At 61.7% G+C, this 17,816-nt stretch carries 12 protein-coding genes, 1 tRNA gene and 2 pseudogenes; 11 read left to right on the top strand and 4 right to left on the bottom strand.

Annotated elements, in window-relative coordinates; translation table 11 throughout:
- Window positions 1-27: 27 nt before the first annotated feature.
- From MF410_RS15420 to MF410_RS15405, 4 genes and pseudogenes are all read left to right on the top strand, one after another.
- Window positions 28-1,125 (top strand): polyamine ABC transporter substrate-binding protein, encoded by a 1,098-nt coding sequence (locus MF410_RS15420; protein ID WP_097623912.1) that lies wholly within the window; start codon window positions 28-30, stop codon window positions 1,123-1,125.
- Window positions 1,126-1,213: 88 nt separating this feature from the next.
- Entirely contained in the window at window positions 1,214-2,356 is a 1,143-nt protein-coding gene (locus tag MF410_RS15415; RefSeq protein ID WP_097623913.1) for an ABC transporter ATP-binding protein, read from the top strand.
- 4 nt (window positions 2,357-2,360) lie between these two features.
- Window positions 2,361-3,281 carry an ABC transporter permease subunit gene (locus MF410_RS15410; protein ID WP_239619883.1) on the top strand — a complete coding sequence of 307 codons (921 nt, stop codon included), beginning with the start codon at window positions 2,361-2,363 and terminating at the stop codon, window positions 3,279-3,281.
- Window positions 3,275-4,092: pseudogene (locus MF410_RS15405) on the top strand (ABC transporter permease subunit). The gene MF410_RS15410 and the pseudogene MF410_RS15405 overlap by 7 nt, the downstream one beginning before the upstream one ends.
- Window positions 4,093-4,094: 2 nt before the next feature.
- Here MF410_RS15405 and MF410_RS15400 read toward each other — a convergent pair.
- A pseudogene (locus tag MF410_RS15400) lies at window positions 4,095-5,988 on the bottom strand (AsmA-like C-terminal region-containing protein).
- Window positions 5,989-6,228: 240 nt separating this feature from the next.
- On the opposite strand from MF410_RS15400, the gene MF410_RS15395 reads away from it, so the two are divergent.
- A complete protein-coding gene (locus MF410_RS15395; protein WP_239619882.1) occupies window positions 6,229-8,181 on the top strand; it encodes an acetoacetate--CoA ligase in 1,953 nt (650 codons plus the stop codon).
- 254 nt (window positions 8,182-8,435) lie between these two features.
- On the opposite strand, the gene MF410_RS15390 is transcribed toward MF410_RS15395, so the two are convergent.
- A complete protein-coding gene (locus tag MF410_RS15390; RefSeq protein ID WP_239619881.1) occupies window positions 8,436-12,299 on the bottom strand; it encodes an ATP-binding protein in 3,864 nt (1,287 codons plus the stop codon).
- Window positions 12,300-12,513: 214 nt separating this feature from the next.
- Here MF410_RS15390 and MF410_RS15385 point away from each other — a divergent pair, with 214 nt between their 5' ends.
- The 4 genes from MF410_RS15385 to MF410_RS15370 all read left to right on the top strand — a co-directional run bounded on the left by MF410_RS15385 (window position 12,514) and on the right by MF410_RS15370 (window position 13,918).
- Window positions 12,514-12,963 (top strand): phasin, encoded by a 450-nt coding sequence (locus MF410_RS15385; RefSeq protein WP_097623918.1) that lies wholly within the window; start codon window positions 12,514-12,516, stop codon window positions 12,961-12,963.
- A 130-nt stretch (window positions 12,964-13,093) separates the two neighbouring features.
- Window positions 13,094-13,170, top strand: a tRNA-His gene (locus tag MF410_RS15380).
- 94 nt (window positions 13,171-13,264) lie between these two features.
- Window positions 13,265-13,702, top strand: a complete 438-nt coding sequence (locus MF410_RS15375; RefSeq protein WP_097623919.1) for a DUF4174 domain-containing protein — start codon at window positions 13,265-13,267, stop codon at window positions 13,700-13,702.
- A 48-nt stretch (window positions 13,703-13,750) separates the two neighbouring features.
- Window positions 13,751-13,918 carry a hypothetical protein gene (locus MF410_RS15370; RefSeq protein WP_097623920.1) on the top strand — a complete coding sequence of 56 codons (168 nt, stop codon included), beginning with the start codon at window positions 13,751-13,753 and terminating at the stop codon, window positions 13,916-13,918.
- Here MF410_RS15370 and MF410_RS15365 read toward each other — a convergent pair.
- Both MF410_RS15365 and MF410_RS15360 read right to left on the bottom strand, forming a co-directional pair.
- Window positions 13,915-14,796: a LysR family transcriptional regulator gene (locus MF410_RS15365; protein WP_097623921.1), complete on the bottom strand. Its 882-nt coding sequence runs from the start codon at window positions 14,794-14,796 to the stop codon at window positions 13,915-13,917. The genes MF410_RS15370 and MF410_RS15365 overlap by 4 nt on opposite strands.
- Window positions 14,793-15,107 carry a putative quinol monooxygenase gene (locus tag MF410_RS15360; protein ID WP_097623922.1) on the bottom strand — a complete coding sequence of 105 codons (315 nt, stop codon included), beginning with the start codon at window positions 15,105-15,107 and terminating at the stop codon, window positions 14,793-14,795. The genes MF410_RS15365 and MF410_RS15360 overlap by 4 nt, the downstream gene beginning before the upstream one ends.
- 181 nt (window positions 15,108-15,288) lie before the next feature.
- On the opposite strand from MF410_RS15360, the gene MF410_RS15355 reads away from it, so the two are divergent.
- Both MF410_RS15355 and rirA read left to right on the top strand, forming a co-directional pair.
- Window positions 15,289-16,785: a CoA-acylating methylmalonate-semialdehyde dehydrogenase gene (locus MF410_RS15355; RefSeq protein ID WP_097623923.1), complete on the top strand. Its 1,497-nt coding sequence runs from the start codon at window positions 15,289-15,291 to the stop codon at window positions 16,783-16,785.
- A gap of 272 nt (window positions 16,786-17,057) precedes the next feature.
- On the top strand, window positions 17,058-17,540 hold the full coding sequence (gene rirA / locus MF410_RS15350) for an iron-responsive transcriptional regulator RirA (RefSeq protein ID WP_003588420.1): 483 nt from the start codon (window positions 17,058-17,060) through the stop codon (window positions 17,538-17,540).
- Window positions 17,541-17,816 lie beyond the last annotated feature (276 nt).

Below are 17,816 nucleotides of genomic sequence, written 5' to 3'. Positions count from 1 at the left end.
GGGCTCTTTGAACAAACAGGAGAAGTCATGAGGTCAATCATTGCAAGTGTGACGGCCGCCGCCGTTGCCGCGCTGCTCGCCGCCGCGCCGGCCTTTGCGCAGGAGCGCGTGGTCAACGTCTACAACTGGTCGGATTATATCGACGACAGCATCCTTGCCGACTTCACCAAGGAAACCGGCATCAAGGTCGTCTACGACACCTTCGATTCCAACGAGACCGTGGAAACCAAGCTGCTGGCCGGCGGCACCGGTTATGACGTCGTCGTTCCCACAGCCGACTTCCTGCAGCGCCAGATCCAGGCCGGCGTCTTCCAGAAGCTCGACAAGTCGAAACTGCCGAACCTGTCCAACATGTGGGATCTGATCCAGCAGCGGACCGCCGAATACGACCCGGGCAACGAACACGCGGTCGATTACATGTGGGGCACCGACGGCATCGGCTATAACGTCAAGAAGGTCGCCGAAATCCTCGGTCCCGATGCCAAGCCCGGCCTCGAAGTGATCTTCGATCCGAAGGTCGCCGCAAAATTCAAGGATTGCGGCATCTACGTGCTCGACACGCCGAAGGACGTCATCACCACGGCGTTTCGTTATCTCGGCTTCGACCCGAACTCCACGAAGGCTGAGGATTTCAAGAAGGCCGAAGAACTGCTGACGGCTATGCGCCCCTATGTCCGCAAGTTCCATTCCTCCGAATACATCAATGCGCTTGCCAACGGCGACATCTGCATCGCCTTCGGCTATTCCGGCGACATGCTGCAGGCGCGCGACCGCGCGGCCGAAGCCAAGAATGGTGTCGAGGTCAATTACTCGGTTCCCCCGCAGGGCGCCCAGATGTGGTTCGACATGATGGCCATCCCCGCCGATGCGCCCCACGTCGCCGAAGCCCACGAATTCCTCAACTACATGATGAAGCCTGAGGTCATCGCCAAGGCGAGCGACCACACCTTCTATGCTAACGGCAACAAGGCCTCGCAGCAGTTCGTCAGCAAGGACATTCTGGAAGATCCGGCCGTCTATCCCACAGAGGCGGTGATGAAGAACCTCTTCACGGTCAAGCCGTGGGATCCGAAAACGCAGCGCCTGGGGACGCGCCTCTGGACGAAGGTCGTCACCGGCCAGTAATGCAGCCTTAGGCCCGGACGGAAACGTCCGGGCCTTTCAATTACCGGCCCGGGTGGAGGCCGGAAAAAACCTGTATTCGGGGAATAATATGAAGTCTCTCGGCAATATCCGCCGCGCTTTCGCGCCCTGGACCGATCCCTCTGCAAAACCCTTCATCGCTTTCAAGAATGTCACCAAGCGCTTCGGCGATTTTACCGCCGTCGACAATCTGTCGCTGAATATCTATCACCGCGAGTTTTTCGCGCTGCTCGGCGCTTCGGGCTGCGGCAAGTCCACGCTGCTGCGCATGCTCGCCGGCTTCGAGCAGCCGACCGCGGGCGAGATCGTGCTGGATGGCACCGACATGGCCGGCACGCCGCCCTATAAGCGACCGGTCAACATGATGTTCCAGTCCTATGCGCTTTTCCCGCACATGACGGTCGAGCAGAATATTGCCTTCGGCCTGAAACAGGACGGGATGGCGAAGGATGAGATGACCGACCGCGTCGCGCAGATGCTGAAGCTCGTCAAGCTCGAGCAGTTCGCCTCACGCAAGCCGAACCAGCTTTCCGGCGGCCAGCGCCAGCGCGTGGCGCTGGCCCGCTCGCTCGCCAAGCGCCCGAAGGTGCTGCTGCTCGACGAACCGCTCGGCGCGCTTGACAAGAAGCTGCGCGAGGAAACCCAGTTCGAACTGATGGATCTGCAGCAGAGCCTCGGCCTCACCTTCGTCGTCGTCACCCACGACCAGGAAGAGGCGATGACCATGGCAGACCGCATCGCCGTCATGAGCCACGGCAAGGTCGTGCAGGTGGCCACACCGGCCGAGATCTACGAGGCGCCGAATTCCCGTTTCGTTGCGGATTTCATCGGCGACGTCAACATCTTCGACGGCAAGGTCGCCTCATCCGGCAACGGCACCGTCGAGATATCGGTCGACAGCGGCTTCAGCGTGCGCGTCGCCGCGTCCGAGACACCGCCGTCAGGCAGCGCCGTCGGCTTCGCCATCCGGCCGGAAAAGATGCGGGTCTTGCGTCAAGCGCCCGCCAATGCTTCGGTCAACGCCGCCAGCGGGGAACTCTGGGATATCGCCTATCTCGGCGATATGACCGTCTTCCATGTGAAATTGCAGAGCGGCAAGATCGTCAAAGCCTCGTCCCTCAATGCGCAGCGCTCCGTCGACGACCCCTTCACCTACGACCAGGAAGTCTGGATCTCGTTCGACGAGAACGCCGGCGTTCTCTTGAAGGATTGAGATCATGGGCAAGCTCACCTCCGGCCTCTACAATCGGCTCGTCATCGCCATCCCTTATGCCTGGCTGCTGCTCTTCTTCCTGGCGCCGTTCTTCATCGTCTTCCGCATTTCGCTGTCGACGACGGCAATCGCCATGCCGCCTTACGAGCCGGTCTTCTCGCTTGCCGACGGCTGGGCCGGGCTCTGGAGCAAGATCGGAGAACTGTCCTTCGACAATTACGCCTACCTCACCGACGACGCGCTCTATTTCAATGCCTATATCTCAAGCGTGGTGATTGCCGGGATCGCCACTTTCCTCACATTGCTGATCGCCTATCCGATCGCCTATGGCATGGCGCAGGCGCCGCGCACGATCCGCCCGACGCTGGTGATGCTGGTCATCCTGCCGTTCTGGACGAGCTTCCTGATCCGGGTTTATTCCTGGATCGCGATCCTGAAGCCGGAAGGGCTTCTCAACCAGCTTCTCCAGTCGCTGCACATCATCGACAGCCCACTGATCATCCTCAACACCACGACCGCCGTCTATATCGGCATCGTCTATTCCTATCTGCCGTTCATGGTGCTGCCGCTCTATTCGGCGCTGGAAAAGATGGATGGTACGCTGATCGAGGCCGCACAGGATCTCGGTTGCACGCCGATCCGGGCTTTCTGGCGCGTCACCTTTCCACTGTCGATCCCCGGTGTGGTGGCCGGCTGCATGCTGGTCTTCATTCCCGCTGTCGGTGAGTTCGTCATTCCCGACCTGCTCGGCGGTTCGCAGACGCTGATGATCGGCAAGACGCTCTGGAACGAGTTCAACGCCAACCGCGACTGGCCGGTCTCCTCGGCGGTGGCGACGATCCTGCTGATGATCCTGGTGATCCCGATCGTCTTCTTTCAGAACGCCCAGGCCAAGGCCGAAGAGCGGGGAAATAAGCCATGCTGAAATGGACCCGTTTCAACATTGTCTCCGTCACGCTCGGCTTTGCCTTCCTCTACCTGCCGATCGTGCTTCTGGTGATCTTCTCCTTCAACGAATCGAAGCTCGTCACCGTCTGGGGCGGCTTCTCAACCAAATGGTATGTCTCGCTGCTCTCGAACCAGGGCCTGCTCGACGCCGCCTGGGTGACGATCCGTGTCGGCCTGCTGTCGGCGACGCTCGCCACCATCCTCGGCACGATGGCGGCGCTGACGCTGGTGCGCTACACCCGCTTTCGCGGCCGCATGCTGTTTTCGGGCATGATCTACGCGCCGCTCGTCATGCCCGACGTCATCACCGGCCTGTCGCTGCTGCTGCTCTTCGTCGCGATCGGCTTCGATCGCGGTTTCTGGACGATCACGCTGGCGCATACGACGCTGACCATGTGCTTCGTCGCCGTCGTCGTGCAGTCGCGCCTCTTAAGCTTCGATCGCTCGATCGAGGAAGCGGCGCAGGATCTGGGCGCGCCGCCGGTGCGCACCTTTTCGAGATCACTCTGCCGATCATCGCGCCGGCCGTGGTCTCAGGCTGGATCCTGGCCTTCACCCTGTCGCTCGACGATCTGGTGATCGCCAGCTTCACCTCGGGACCGGGCGCCACCACGCTGCCGATGCGGATCTACAGCCAGGTGCGCCTCGGCGTGACGCCCGAGATCAACGCCGTCTGCACCATCCTGATCGGCATCGTCGCGGTCGGCGTCATCTGCGCCTCGATCGTCACCAAGCGCCGCGAAATCCAGCGCCAGCGGGACGAACGTGCGGCGGCCGCCGGCGCTTGATCCTACTGCGCGTGGGGTGTCGTGCCGAAGAGCGGCACCGGCGAGATCACCGGGTTCGGCCAAGAGCCGCCGATGAAGAACGGCAGAAGCGGCAGATCCGCCGCCTTGGCCGGATCGGTCGCTTCGAGCGATCCGGACAGCGCCAGCCCGTTCGACTGATAGGTAATAACGCCGGATAGCGTCAGCGTCTCGGCCGTGCCGGCGATCCGGGCATCGTGCATCTCGGCGGAACCGTTGGCAAAATCGGCCTGCAGGTTCAACTGGTTGAAAGCGAAGGCGCCGCCTGCCGCAGCACTCAGCGGAAAGAACGGCTTTTGGGCTGCCTGGGTCCTCAGCGCCGCGGCATCGATGCCGGGGATCGTGCCTTCCCTTGTCCAAAAGTGCAGCCTGCCGGTGACGTCGGCAAGACCGGTCGTCCAGATCGCCTTCGGCGACTGCAGGTCGAGGTCGAGCGATCCGGTCGCCAGCGGCAGCGGTCCTTTCAGCTGCAGGCGCTCGGCAAGGGCTGCGAAATCGGCATCGCGGATCGACAGCTGCAGCTTGCCGCCGCCGTCGAAGTCGCGCTGGGTCGCTTCCAGATGCGCGGTCATCTCGCCGCCTTCGAACCGGCTGTCGCCGATGTCGAATTTCGCTTCCCCGCCGGCAACGATCATGCTGGCGCCGACATCGGAAAGCTCGAAGAGACCCATCTGGGCGCGCCGCGCCGAAAGCCTGACATCGACATCGAGCAGCCGCAGCGGCCCGTTTATCCCGGCGGAGATTTCCTCCGCCTCGCCGGCGGCGAGGTCTCAGCGCGAAAGCGTCGAGGAACGGCTTGAGGTTCATCTGGTCGAAGGCGAGCGTGCCGCCGATCTTCGGCCGTTTGCCGGGTTGGGTGAGAAGGTCCATCACCCCGGTGGCGCTCGCTTCGTTCAGCGACAGGCTGAGATTGTTGAAGCGCAGACCGTTGCCCGACGACATGATGTCGGATTCCAGCGAGGCGCTCTTCAGCGTGGCGATGCCGGGGATGGATTTGCCCGACCATGTAAGAAGCGCCGGCATATCGGGAATGCTGGCGGTGATATTGCCGGAAAGCGCCAAAAGGCTGGCGATGTTGGCAATTCCCTGGAAGTGCGCCGTCAAGAGGTTCGATGTCAGCGACGTCCGCGTCTCGGCATTCCGGCCGGCAAAGACGAGCAGCGGCTGGCGCGAGGCGAAATCGACCTTCAGGTCTTCGCCGTTGATGCGGGCGATGACAACAGCCGAGATCGCGCCGGACAGTCTCGGCCAGGCGATATCTGCGGTGACGCTGTCGAAACGATAGGTTTTGGCGGTCTTGATGTCGGTCACCGCAAGCGTGCCGTCCTCGACCGTCACCGCGCCGATCTCGGCGTCGAGATCGGGATCGAGCACCTCGGCGCCGTTTTCGGTGCGCACGCCGCTGATCGCGCGGGCAAGCAGGCCGGCATAACTCCAGTCGATCAGGCCATTCTCGTCGCGCGTCAGCGCCAGGTTGGGGCGCACCAGGTGGAATTCGTGGAAGCTGGTGCGGCCTCTCAGCGCGTCGATGAGGCTGAAATCGGCCGACAGGCTGTCAATGCTGCCGAGCAGCTTGTCGCCGCTTTCGCGCGGCTGGCGGATGGTGATCTGGTTCAGCGTGATGCGCGGCGTCGGCCAGAATTCGAGAACCGGACTGCCCTTGATCTCGGCATGGTAGCCTGTCCATTTTGACAGCGCATCCTCGATACCCGAGCGCACGAAGCCGGTGGTGATGAGATAGGGTGCGGCGACCCTTAGCGCTACGAACAGCCCCAGCGCGATCAGCAGAAACACCGTCGACAGACGGGCGAAGGCCGGAAGCCAGCGCGAAACGGGTCCGATCTTCCTGCGCCACCTGCGATGTCTTGACGTGCTCATGATCTCCGCCGGCAATTCCGCCGGTTATCCCGTTAAGCGCTGATTTCGCCGGATATAGGAAATATCGGGCATATGCAAATCCCCTGCAGCACCGCGCCCCTATTCAGACGCGCCGAGGCATGCTGCAGACCTTCGAAGCGACGCATCGACCTTCTGAATGCATAGGCTGGGATCGCGTCGGTTCCGCACTTTATAATGCAATGCAGCATGATATAAAGGCGGGATTGGGAGGAGGATTGAATGCAGGATAACAGACCACTTTGGGTGCCCTCGGCGGAAGCCGTCGCAAAAAGCCCGATCCACGCCTTCATGGCGCGCTGCAATGCCGATTTCGGGCTTTCGCTTTCCGGCTTTGAAGATCTGCATGCCTGGTCGGTGGCCGAGCGCGAGAATTTTTGGTCGGCCGTCTGGGATTTCTGCGGCGTGAAGGGAGAGCGCGGCGCAGAGGTGCTCATCGATGGCGACCGGATGCTGGAGGCTCGCTTCTTTCCGAATGCCACGCTGAACTTTGCCGAGAACTTGTTGTCGGGGCGCGGTGAGGGGGATGCCATCATCTTCCGTGGCGAGGACAAAGCCGACGACCGCTGGTCGTGGGACCGGCTGCGGGCGCTGGTCTCGAAGCTGCAGCAGGCTTTCAAGGCGCAGGGCATCGGTGAGGGCGACCGCATTGCCGCGATGATGCCGAACATGCCGGAGACCGTCGCCGCCATGCTGGCGGCCGCCTCGATCGGCGCCATCTGGTCGTCCTGCTCCCCAGATTTCGGCGAACAGGGCGTGCTCGACCGTTTCGGCCAGATCGGCCCGAAACTGTTCATCTCCTGCGATGCCTATTGGTATTCCGGCAAGCTGCAGGATGTCGGCCCCAAGGTCGCCGCGGTGGCGAAAAGCTTAGGCGTGCCGGCGATCGTCGTCCACTATGCCGGCGATGCCGAGGCGGTCGCGCGGCAAACGCCTGATGCTTCGACGCTGGAGGCCTTCGTCGCGCCCTATCAGGTAAAAGAGGTCGAGTTTAAGCCGCTCGCCTTTGCCCATCCGCTCTACATCCTGTTTTCCTCCGGCACCACGGGCGTGCCGAAATGTATCGTCCATTCGGCCGGCGGCACGCTCTTGCAGCACCTCAAGGAGCAGCGGCTGCATTGCGGCCTGGAGGCCGGCGAGAAGCTGTTCTACTTCACCACCTGCGGCTGGATGATGTGGAACTGGCTGGTCAGCGGCCTTGCCAGCGGCGCCACGCTCTGCCTGTTCGACGGTTCGCCCTTTGCGCCCGACGGCAACGTGCTGTTCGATTATGCCGCGGCCGAGAACTTCGCGATCTTCGGCACCTCGGCAAAATATATCGATGCGGTGCGCAAAAGCGGGCTGACGCCGCGCAACAGCCACGATCTTTCCAGCCTGCGGCTGATGACCTCGACCGGCTCGCCGCTGTCGCCTGAGGGCTTCACCTTCGTCTACGAGGGCATCAAGCAAGATGTGCAGCTTGCCTCGATCTCCGGCGGCACCGATATCGTCTCCTGCTTCGTGCTCGGCAATCCGCTGCAGCCGGTCTGGCGCGGCGAGATCCAGGGGGCCGGCCTCGGCCTTGCGGTCGATGTCTGGAACGACGACGGCAAGCCGGTGCGCGGCGAGAAGGGTGAACTCGTCTGCACCAAGGCCTTCCCGTCGATGCCGGTGATGTTCTGGAACGATCCCGACGGCGCCAAATATCGTGCCGCCTATTTCGACCGGTTCGACAATGTCTGGTGCCATGGCGATTTTGCCGAATGGACCGAGCATGGCGGCCTTGTCATCCACGGCCGTTCGGATGCAACGCTCAATCCCGGCGGCGTGCGCATCGGCACGGCCGAGATTTATAATCAGGTAGAGCAGATGGAGGAGGTGGCCGAGGCACTGTGCATCGGCCAGGATTGGGACGACGACGTCCGTGTCATCCTCTTCGTCCGCCTTGCATCAGGCGTGACGCTGACGGACGATCTCGTCAAGGCGATCAAGACGCGGATACGCACCGGCGCCTCGCCGCGGCACGTGCCGGCAAAGATCATCGCGGTTGCGGACATTCCCCGCACTAAGTCCGGCAAGATCGTCGAGCTTGCGGTGCGCGAGGTCGTTCACAACAGGCCGGTGAAAAACCAGGAAGCGCTCGCCAATCCCGAGGCGCTGCGGCTCTTTGCCGGGCTGGCGGAGCTCAAGGATTGATAGCGGATTGGAAGCTACAATCTTTTATCACTCATCGATGCACTGTCATGGAAACCTTTCGTTAAGAAAGGTTTGTCAAATCTAAAAGCCAACTTGGGGGCCGTGTATGAACGAGGCGGCCTGGAGCCCTACAGCGCCGCGCGTCTTAGACGCGCAATCATGCAGCAGGGCTTTCGATACATGATGGTGATCGACTGAGCTCTTGTTGAACAGCACCAAATTCAAGGCAGCCTCGGCTGCCTTTTCTTTATGGCTCAGCCGGCCAGCACCCGCTGCGATGGAAAGGTGATCTCGACGAGCGTGCCCTCGTTCGGCGCCGAATTGATCGAGAACACCGCGCGGTTGGCATCGACCATCGCCTTGGTCAGCGGCAGGCCGAGCCCAGTGCCGTCGCCGCGATGGCGCGATTGGGTCGAGGAAACCTGCCGGAACGGTTTCATCGCCTGATCGAGTTCGCTGCGCGTCATGCCGATGCCGGTATCGCGGACCCTCAGCACGACACTGCCATTCGCCTCATAGGAAGTGGAAACGACGATCTGCCCGCCTGACGGAGTGAAGCGGATGGCGTTCGACAGGATGTTGAGCGCGATCTGCTTGATCGAGCGCAGATCCGCCACGACCTCAGGCACCGCATGCGACAGCGCCGTGCGGATGATGACGCGCTGGCCGTTCGCTTGCGGCTGGACCAGGGCGACCGCCTCGGAGACCGCCTCGTTGAGGCCGACGGCGGCAAAATCGAGATCCATCTCGCCCGCCTCGATCTTCGAAATGTCGAGCAGGTCGTTGACGATATCCAGCACATGCCGGCCGGAACGGCCGATGTCGTTGGCATATTCGATATAACGCGGATGGCCGATCGGCCCGAAGCGCTCGCCGGCCATCATGTCGGAAAAGCCGATGATGGCGTTGAGCGGCGTCCGGATTTCGTGGCTGACGCGGGCGAGGAAATCGGTCTTGTGGGCATTGGCGGTTTCGGCCGCGCCCTTGGCGTTGCGCAGTTCGTCCTCGGTGCGCTTCCACTGGGTGATATCGCGGATCACGGCGCAATAGCCGTTGGAGGAGGTGAGCTGGCCCATCGTCATGAACAGCGGCACGAAGCCGCCGGCGGCCTCGCGGCCGATCACTTCGCGCCCGTCGTTCAACACGCTGGCGACGCCATGGCCGGAGAGGCCGTTCAGATAGTCGAGCACCGCCTTCTGGCTCTCATGGGCAAACAGCATGACGAAGGGTTTGCCGCGCGTCTCCTGCTCGTCGTAATTGAAAAGCGCGCTCGCCGACCGGTTCATCGAGCGGATGTCGCCCTCGGTGCCGATGACGACGACGCCGTCGGTCGCCGTTTCCAGGATGGAGCGCAATTCCTCCACTTCGACCTGAAGCTTGGCGACCTTCTCGACCATCCGCTCGGGCCGCGCTTCTGTCCGGCCCTCGGAGCGGCTTGCGTCGCCGCGGCCGTCTTCCTTGCCTTCCACCGGCATGAGCGCCAGCATCAGCGCGTTGGCGTCTTCCCAGCGCACCGATTGCAGCCGCGCCGTCACCGGAACTAGGCTATCGTCTGCCTTGACGAGCATCATGGTGCCGGAGCCGGCGGCTTTTTCCTCGAGTTCGCGGCGTTGCAGCAGGGCTTCGATGCCGCCGACCTCGCGCAAAGCATCGAGCGACGCGTAGCCGGTCAGCCGCATGAATTCCGGATTGGCATGGATCAGCGCATCGCCGACATGGATAAGCACGGCGACCGGCAGCTGGTCGACCGTTCCCAGCGAAAGCCCGTCCGTCATCTTGACGCGCGGCGGGATGAAGCTTGTCAGAACCTCGATCTGGCTGACCGTCTCCCCCAGCCCTTCCGTCACCTCGTCCTCATCGATGACATCGGGCTCCTCGGCACCATCGTCGTCGCGCTGGGCGTCGGCGGCATTCTCGAAAATCGCCTCCTGTGGCACGATCTCCTCGAGCGATGGCGCTTCCGTGTCGTCGTCAATGGGTGTTTCGGCCTTGAACTCTTCGGCCCCGGAAGCCTCTTCGAAGCTGGCCGTTTCCGTGGCGGCGGGTTCGCTCCGCGCCGGCGCAGCAGCTTCGTCCTTGCTGGCGCCGAAGGCCTCGAGACGCTTGGCGATCTCGCGGAAATTGGCCTGTTCGGCGGCCGTCAGTGCGGCGCCGCTGTTATGGAGCTGAACGATCTTGTCGGAGAAGCGGCGGTTGGGCGTTTCCGAAATGCGAAGCGCCGGCGGCTCGTTCGACGTTTTCGTTGCCGGTTCGGCGGCGGAGATATCGCCGGCATCGGCGCTATCGTCTGGTTTTTCCGAAGCGTTTTGCTGGAAAGGCGGTTCGTCGGACGCCTGCTCGGCTGCAATCTCCTCAGACGCCAGCTCCGTCTCCGGCTGCGGCTCGCTTGCCGCAGGCGCCTGCTCCTCGACCTCTTGCGTCAGGGCGGGTTCGCTCGCGACCTCTTCCTGCACTGCCGGCATCTCGTGTACCGCCTCGGCGACGGTCTCGGTCACCGGACCGAGGCTTGCCGCATCATGGCCGACGCCATCCGGGCCGAGCGTCAGGCCGAGCGCCAGCGGATCTTCCTGCGCATCGGAAAGCCGGACGACGCCGAAACCGCGGAAGCCATCGAAGTCGCGGTTGCGGGTATAGGTCGGCAGGGCCGCCAGATCGACGGGAACGACGAGGCTTGTGCCTTCGACCGGCCAGAGGATGGTTTTGCCCGACCAAGTGTCGCGGCGGGCGAGCGCTTCGGCAAGCTTGCCGTCGGGATCGAGATTGAAGAGGGCGGCGACATCGCCGAAGGCAGAGCCGATAATCTCGGAGGCATGCGGACCGACGGCCTCGGCAAATTCATGGCTGACCTCGTTGAACCGGCCCTCGGCGTCGATCTTCCAGACGAAGCGCGTGGCGCGGCTGTTCGGCCTGAAGACGAAGCCTGGCGCAGCCGCAAGCTCAGGAGCAGGGGAGGCGTCGGCGACCATAGGCGGTGCAACGACGGGCTCTTCGTGAACGGCTTCCGGCGCCTCTTCGACCGGCGTTTCGCCGGCTTCAACAGGCGGTTCCGCCGTCGTCGCCGTTTCCACCGTCTGCGTGACGGAGGCAAGGTCGTCCTCGATGATCGCAGCAGGCTCGTGGGACTCATCCGCGCTGCCGTCGATCGCGCCGCCGTCGCTTTCCGGCTCCGCATCCTCGGCGAGACCGGCGTCCTCGGCCATCTCGTCTGCGGTTGCCGCTGCGCTTTCCACCGGCTGGTCGTTTTCGCCGGTGATGTCCTCGAGCGTTTCCTCGACTTCCTCGATCCCCGAGACCGCCTCAATGATCTCGGTAAAGCCTGTGTGGGCAACGGGCTCGTCGCGGAAATCTTCGGCCGGCGGCACGCTTTCTTCCTGCACGGGCGCATCAATCAAGTCGAGGGCGGGGGTATCGATCGGATTTGACGCGGCTGCGTCGATCGCGTCGAGATGGCCGATCGCCGTCTCCACGGCAAAGAGCAGGTTGAGCGCCGGCTCGTCGCTGAGCTTGCCGACCGCAGCCGGAAGATTGCCTCTGCTAGTGGCAACGGGTCGCTTCACCAGCCGGTCGGGATGCGCGCCGGCAAGATTGATCAAGGTCTTTGCCGTCTGCGCCGAAATCCCGAGCGAGGCAAAGCCGGGTGAAGCGGCGATGACGTCGCCGTCGGCGCCGATCACGGCCATATGGGTGTCCGGGTCATCGAGCCCCTGCAGCATCTGCGCCGCCGATGCGCCTGACGTCAGCGGCTTTGTCGAGACCGGGACCGAAAACAGCATGGCCTTTTCGCCTGAAGAAAGCCGGATCAGTTCGGCTGCCGCCTGCACCTGCACACGCTGAAAGCCCTTGGCGACGCGGATCATCAGGCTTCTGTGGTCACCGATATCGGCAAGCTGGCGCGCGGCCGTTTCCAGCTGGCGGAAGGTGATATCCGTGCGGTCGACGCCCTGATCGAGCAGATCATAGACGGCCGAATGGCCGAAAAGTTCGGCGCCCGCACCGTTTGCCCAGAGCAGGCGGGCAAGGTCGGCCGAAAACAGCACCATCGCCTCGCCGCGTGAAAAACGTTCCCGCACCCGTGCATGCACGGCGATATCGATGAACGGATATTGGACTGCGGGCATGATCGAACCTTGTCGCTGTCGGCCTTCTTAAATTAACGGCTTATTAATAACTGCGGGGCGCATGCGGGTCCAGAAGAGCAGGGGGTTTTCGGCCGGCAAGGTTAACGTCTTGTGCATTGCACAATAATTGTTGCAATGCACAATGAAATGTCTTATATAAGCATCATCCCAACTATTGCAGGCAGCGACTGCCTCAGCCCAAAGGATGCGACCCATGGCTACCATAAAGACCGACGACGTTTTTTCAATCGCTTCTTTCGACCCGTCCAAGTTCGCGGAATCCTTCCGTGATTTCGCCGAAAAAGGCGCTCAGCAGTCCAAAGACGCCTATGCCAAGCTGAAGACCGCTGGCGAAGAAGCCGGCAAGACCCTCGAAGCCACCGTCCAGACGGCACAGGCCGGCGGCGTCGAACTCGGCCTGAAGGCTATCGACATCCTGCGCGTCAATTCCGAGAACTCGCTCTCGCATTTCGAAGCACTGCTCGGCGTCAAGTCCGCCGCCGAATTCTTCGAGCTGCAGACCGCCTTCATCCGCAAGCAGGCCGAGCTGACCGTCGAACAGGCGAAGTCGATCCAGGAAACCACCAAGCAGGTTGCCGAAAAGCTCGCAAAGCCCTCCAAGGACGCCGCCGAAAAGGCCATGGCTTCCTTCAAGGTTGCCTGATCGATCTTAACCGGTCGGAGACAAAAGGCTGGACCACGCGTCCAGCCTTTTTGTATATTGACGAGGAATGGGGCTTGAATTCATCGCCAAGTCCTCGTATGTGACCCCCGTCGCGCCAAGCGTGATTTATGCGGTTGTAGCTCAGTTGGTTAGAGCGCAGGTTTGTGGCACCTGAGGTCGGAGGTTCGAGACCCCCCAACCGTACCATTTTCTCCACGATAAGAATGAAACCCCGCTTCCAGCCATTTCGATGGAACCCATGCCGTCCCGACCCGTTCTCCAAGTTAACGGGAGAATATGCATGTCGAAAACCCTTCTCTACGGCGCGACCAAAATCGACGAGACGAACAGTGCTTATGCACCGGTCGAAAGCCTCGCGGCGTTCCAGTGGAAGAACCGCGTCTTCGTCGTTTTTGCCGACAAGGATAATGCCCGCGCCGCCCGGCAGGAAAATCAGCTTTTGGCCGACCGCTCAGCCCTAGACGAGCGTGATCTGGTGGTGCTCAAGATCTCGGGCGCAACTGTCCGGCCGCTCTTCGGTGCGGCGGACGGGCTTGACGGCGAGGCGATCCGCCTTGATCTCGAGGCGGCCGAGATTGGGGAATTTGCCGCCTTCCTTGTCGGCAAGGACGGTACGGTGAAACTCAAGGTCAGCGAACCGATCACCGATGGCGAGCTTTTCGCCATCATCGACAGCATGCCGATGCGTGCTGCCGATGTGCTGAAGCCGGACAAATAGGCCGGCCCGACGTCAGTTTAATCCATTATCATCAAAAGGGAGGCGGCCATGTCCGTGCCCAACGAACCCATTCCCGATCAGCCGCCGATGCCGGCACCCGGCTGGAAGCCGGTGCCGCCGATCATCGAACCGGAGCCGGACAGGCTGCCGGACGAGGCGCCGGTTCCAAATCCCGATGAAAACGACGAACCGGCCAAGCACGTCTCTGAGAACTAAAGAAAGATCTGCCGTTCGGCGCCGACGAGTTCCTGCAGGAAATCGACAACGCTCCTGACGCGCACCAGATCGCGGGCTGTTTCGTGATAGGTCGTCCAGTAAGCGCGTCTGATGGACACATCCGGCAAGATGCGCTGGAGCTCTGGATATTGCCGGGCGATATAATCGTGCAGAATGCCGATGCCGGCGCCTGATCGCACCGCCTCGGTCTGCCCGATTGACGTCGAAATCTCGAAGCTGGCATCCCAGCTTCGCATCACCTCGCCGGAGAAATTCAGCGACGCGGTAAAGATCAGGTCTTCGACATAGCCGATACGCGGATGCGCCTTCAGCGCTTCGATATCACAAGGCGTGCCGCGAGAGGCGAGATAGTCCCGCGAGGCATAAAGGCCGAGCGTGTAATCTGTGAGCTTGGAGGAGACGAGCCGGCCCTGTTCGGGCCGCTCCAGCGTGATGGCGATATCGGCTTCGCGCTGCGACAGCGAAAAGGAGCGCGGCACCGGGACGAGCTGGATCTTCAGCGCCGGATGACGCTCGATCAGCCGGCCCATGCGTGGCGCCAGAAAAGAAACGCCGAAACCATCCGGCGCGCCGACGCGTACCGTCCCGGCGATCGCCGTATCGGTGTGGCCGAGGCTGGCCTGTGCTGCGAGCATTTCCGTTTCCATCCGCTCGGCGGACGCCAGGAACACTTCGCCTTCCGCCGTCAACTCGCAGCCATTGGTCCGGCGGATGAAAAGCCGCGTCTTCAGCGCCTCTTCCAGCGAGGTCAGCCGGCGCGAGAGCGTAGCATGATTGAGCCCCAGCCGCTTCGAGGCGGCAAGGATCTGCCCGGTACGGGCGACGGCAAGGAAAATCCGCACGTCGTCCCAGTTCATGGCTTGGCCCGCATTACGATCGGATCGACGTCGAGAAGCGTCAGCGATGTCACCATGCCCGCCGTTTCGGCCTTGTATTCAAGGAAATGCGGTGTCCGCAGATGGGCCTCGTATGCCTCCTTGTCGGTATAGACCTCGAGAATGCGAATCCGGTTGGGGACGTCCCTGATGCAAACGGCACTGAGAGAAAGGATGCCGGCTTCCAGCGCTACGGATGCCTCGATTTCTCTGGTGAGCAAGGCGCGATAGGCGTCAAGCATGTCCGGATCGATCTCCAGCTCCGCCATTCTGACGACGGGTTTGCGGCTCATCGTTTTGATCTCCCCTTGGGATTTGACTTGTCCGACTGCCGTTCCAAGTTTGAGAGCAGCAGCAGCGCCTGATGCAAATGGTGGCACTATAATTTACGCACAACGGTTACTTATATCAGCGCATTGATTTGTGCAAATTGAAGTGCGATTGTGGGCCATCCCAAAAACAGGAGGAGCATCCATGCGTGAGATCGGTCATTTCATCGGCGGCAAGCAGGTCGCCGGCACCAGCGGCCGCGTGAGCAATGTCTATAATCCGGCAACCGGCGAAGTGCAGGCGACGGTCGCGCTCGCAAGCGTCGAGGAACTGCGCGCCGCCGTCGAAAATGCCAAGGCTGCGCAGCCGAAATGGGCTGCCACCAATCCGCAGCGTCGCGCCCGCGTCTTCTTCAAATTCGTCGAACTCCTGAACAAGCACATGGATGAACTCGCCGAGATGCTCTCCAAGGAGCACGGCAAGACGATCGAGGATGCCAAGGGCGACGTCATCCGCGGCCTGGAAGTCTGCGAATTCGTCTGCGGCATCCCGCATCTCGCCAAGGGCGAGTTCACCGAGGGCGCTGGTCCGGCGATCGACATGTATTCGATCCGCCAGCCGGTCGGCATCGGCGCCGGCATCACCCCCTTCAATTTCCCCGGTATGATCCCGATGTGGATGTTCGCGCCGGCGATCGCCTGCGGCAACGCCTTCATCCTGAAGCCCTCAGAGCGTGACCCCTCCCTGCCGATTCGTCTTGCCGAACTGATGATCGAAGCCGGTCTGCCCGCCGGCATCCTCAACGTCGTCAACGGCGACAAGGGTGCCGTCGACGCGATCCTCACCGATCCCGATATCGGCGCCGTCTCCTTCGTCGGCTCGACGCCGATCGCCCGCTACGTCTACGGCACGGCGGCGATGAACGGCAAACGCGCCCAGTGCTTCGGCGGCGCCAAGAACCACATGATCATCATGCCGGATGCCGATATGGATCAGGCCGTCAACGCGCTGATGGGCGCAGGCTACGGTTCGGCCGGCGAGCGCTGCATGGCGATCTCGGTTGCCGTACCGGTCGGCGAGGACACCGCCAACCGCCTCGTCGAAAAGCTGATCCCGAAGATCGAATCGCTGCGCATCGGCCCCTACACCGACGACCAGGCGGACATGGGCCCGCTGGTCACGAAGGATGCCTATACCCGTGTTCGCGGCCTGATCGACCGCGGCGTCGAAGAAGGCGCCAAGCTCGTCGTCGACGGCCGCGACTTCAAGCTCCAGGGCTATGAGGACGGTTATTTCGTCGGCGGCTGCCTGTTTGATCACGTCACACCCGAGATGGACATCTACAAGACTGAGATCTTCGGACCTGTCCTCTCCGTCGTTCGTGCCCAGAATTACGAAGAGGCCCTGTCGCTGCCCATGAAGCACGAATATGGCAACGGTGTTGCGATCTACACCCGTGACGGCGATGCCGCCCGCGATTTCGCCTCGCGCATCAATATCGGCATGATCGGCATCAACGTTCCGATCCCGGTTCCGCTCGCCTATCACTCCTTTGGCGGCTGGAAAGCCTCGAGCTTCGGCGACCTCAACCAGCACGGCACGGACTCGATCAAGTTCTGGACGAAGACCAAGACCGTCACCGCCCGCTGGCCCTCCGGCATCAAGAGCGGCGCTGAGTTCGTCATGCCGACAATGAAGTGATCTGACGATAAATCGATTTGCAATTCGGGGGCCTTATGGCCCCCGTTTTATTTGCTGTCTTGGAAACCATCACACCGCACCGGTATCTCCGACCGTCCCGGCGCGCGCGGGCGCGGGCATGACATTATGGATTGCAACCAGAAGATTTCGGCGCAGGATTGACGTCGCGTCATTTGGCCTCATAAGCTGAATGCGAATTTCATATTTTGGAATTGTTCAAAACTACCAAACCGCCTATATAGGTCTGAACAGGCACGAGTCAGGAGAATGGCATGCGGTTGACGAAGCAGACCAACTATGCGGTTCGCATGTTGATGTATTGTGCTGCCAACGACGGGCACTTGAGCCGGATTCCGGAAATTGCCAGGGCTTACGGCGTGTCCGAACTGTTTCTTTTCAAGATCCTCCAGCCGCTGAACAAGGCCGGCCTCGTCGAAACCGTGCGCGGTCGCAATGGCGGCGTGCGCCTGGGCAAGCCGGCGGCCGACATTACGCTCTTCGACGTCGTCAGGGTGACGGAAGACAGTTTCGCCATGGCCGAATGCTTCGAGGATGATGGCGTGGTCGAATGCCCGCTGGTTGACAGCTGCGGCCTGAATTCGGCGCTGCGCAAGGCGCTCAACGCCTTCTTCGCCGTGCTGTCGGAATATTCCATCGACGACCTCGTCAAGGCGCGTCCGCAGATCAATTTCCTTCTCGGAATCACCGGCGAGCAGCCATATCGCAAACCCGCGATCGTTGCGCCCGCCGCCTGAATTTAAAAGAGCAGGACAGAGTTCTGAAACCGCGATGGCCCCGGCCATCGCGGTTTTTATTTTGCCGCGTCTACCGGTTCGGCGAGAATAAACGTCTCAAGCCTGGCAGGCGATTCTGACCGATCACGACACGCATAAAGGGCGCAATTATCCAAAATACGACGAAATCCCGGACGTTTTTATCCGAATCTGTCCAAATGAGGCCGATTTTTGATTGAAAATTTCTAAAATTGTCCAACTGGAAAAATTTTCTCCGTAGCCCGTTGCTTTCAGTAG

The organism is Rhizobium sp. C104 (assembly GCF_022354505.1).
Classification (GTDB): Bacteria; Pseudomonadota; Alphaproteobacteria; order Rhizobiales; family Rhizobiaceae; genus Rhizobium; species Rhizobium redzepovicii.
This window is presented reverse-complemented; position numbering and strand designations above follow the sequence as displayed.

Bases quoted from the DNA above. Each gene is read 5' to 3' on its own strand.
- MF410_RS15410 (WP_239619883.1), top strand. From the start codon at position 2,361: ATGGGCAAGCTCACCTCCGGCCTCTACAATCGGCTCGTCATCGCCATC.
- MF410_RS15415 (WP_097623913.1), top strand. From the start codon at position 1,214: ATGAAGTCTCTCGGCAATATCCGCCGCGCTTTCGCGCCCTGGACCGAT.
- MF410_RS15365 (WP_097623921.1), bottom strand. From the start codon at position 14,796: ATGAACTGGGACGACGTGCGGATTTTCCTTGCCGTCGCCCGTACCGGG.
- MF410_RS15390 (WP_239619881.1), bottom strand. From the start codon at position 12,299: ATGCCCGCAGTCCAATATCCGTTCATCGATATCGCCGTGCATGCACGG.
- MF410_RS15360 (WP_097623922.1), bottom strand. From the start codon at position 15,107: ATGAGCCGCAAACCCGTCGTCAGAATGGCGGAGCTGGAGATCGATCCG.
- MF410_RS15420 (WP_097623912.1), top strand. From the start codon at position 28: ATGAGGTCAATCATTGCAAGTGTGACGGCCGCCGCCGTTGCCGCGCTG.
- MF410_RS15370 (WP_097623920.1), top strand. From the start codon at position 13,751: ATGTCCGTGCCCAACGAACCCATTCCCGATCAGCCGCCGATGCCGGCA.
- rirA (WP_003588420.1), top strand. From the start codon at position 17,058: ATGCGGTTGACGAAGCAGACCAACTATGCGGTTCGCATGTTGATGTAT.
- MF410_RS15355 (WP_097623923.1), top strand. From the start codon at position 15,289: ATGCGTGAGATCGGTCATTTCATCGGCGGCAAGCAGGTCGCCGGCACC.
- MF410_RS15395 (WP_239619882.1), top strand. From the start codon at position 6,229: ATGCAGGATAACAGACCACTTTGGGTGCCCTCGGCGGAAGCCGTCGCA.
- MF410_RS15375 (WP_097623919.1), top strand. From the start codon at position 13,265: ATGTCGAAAACCCTTCTCTACGGCGCGACCAAAATCGACGAGACGAAC.
- MF410_RS15385 (WP_097623918.1), top strand. From the start codon at position 12,514: ATGGCTACCATAAAGACCGACGACGTTTTTTCAATCGCTTCTTTCGAC.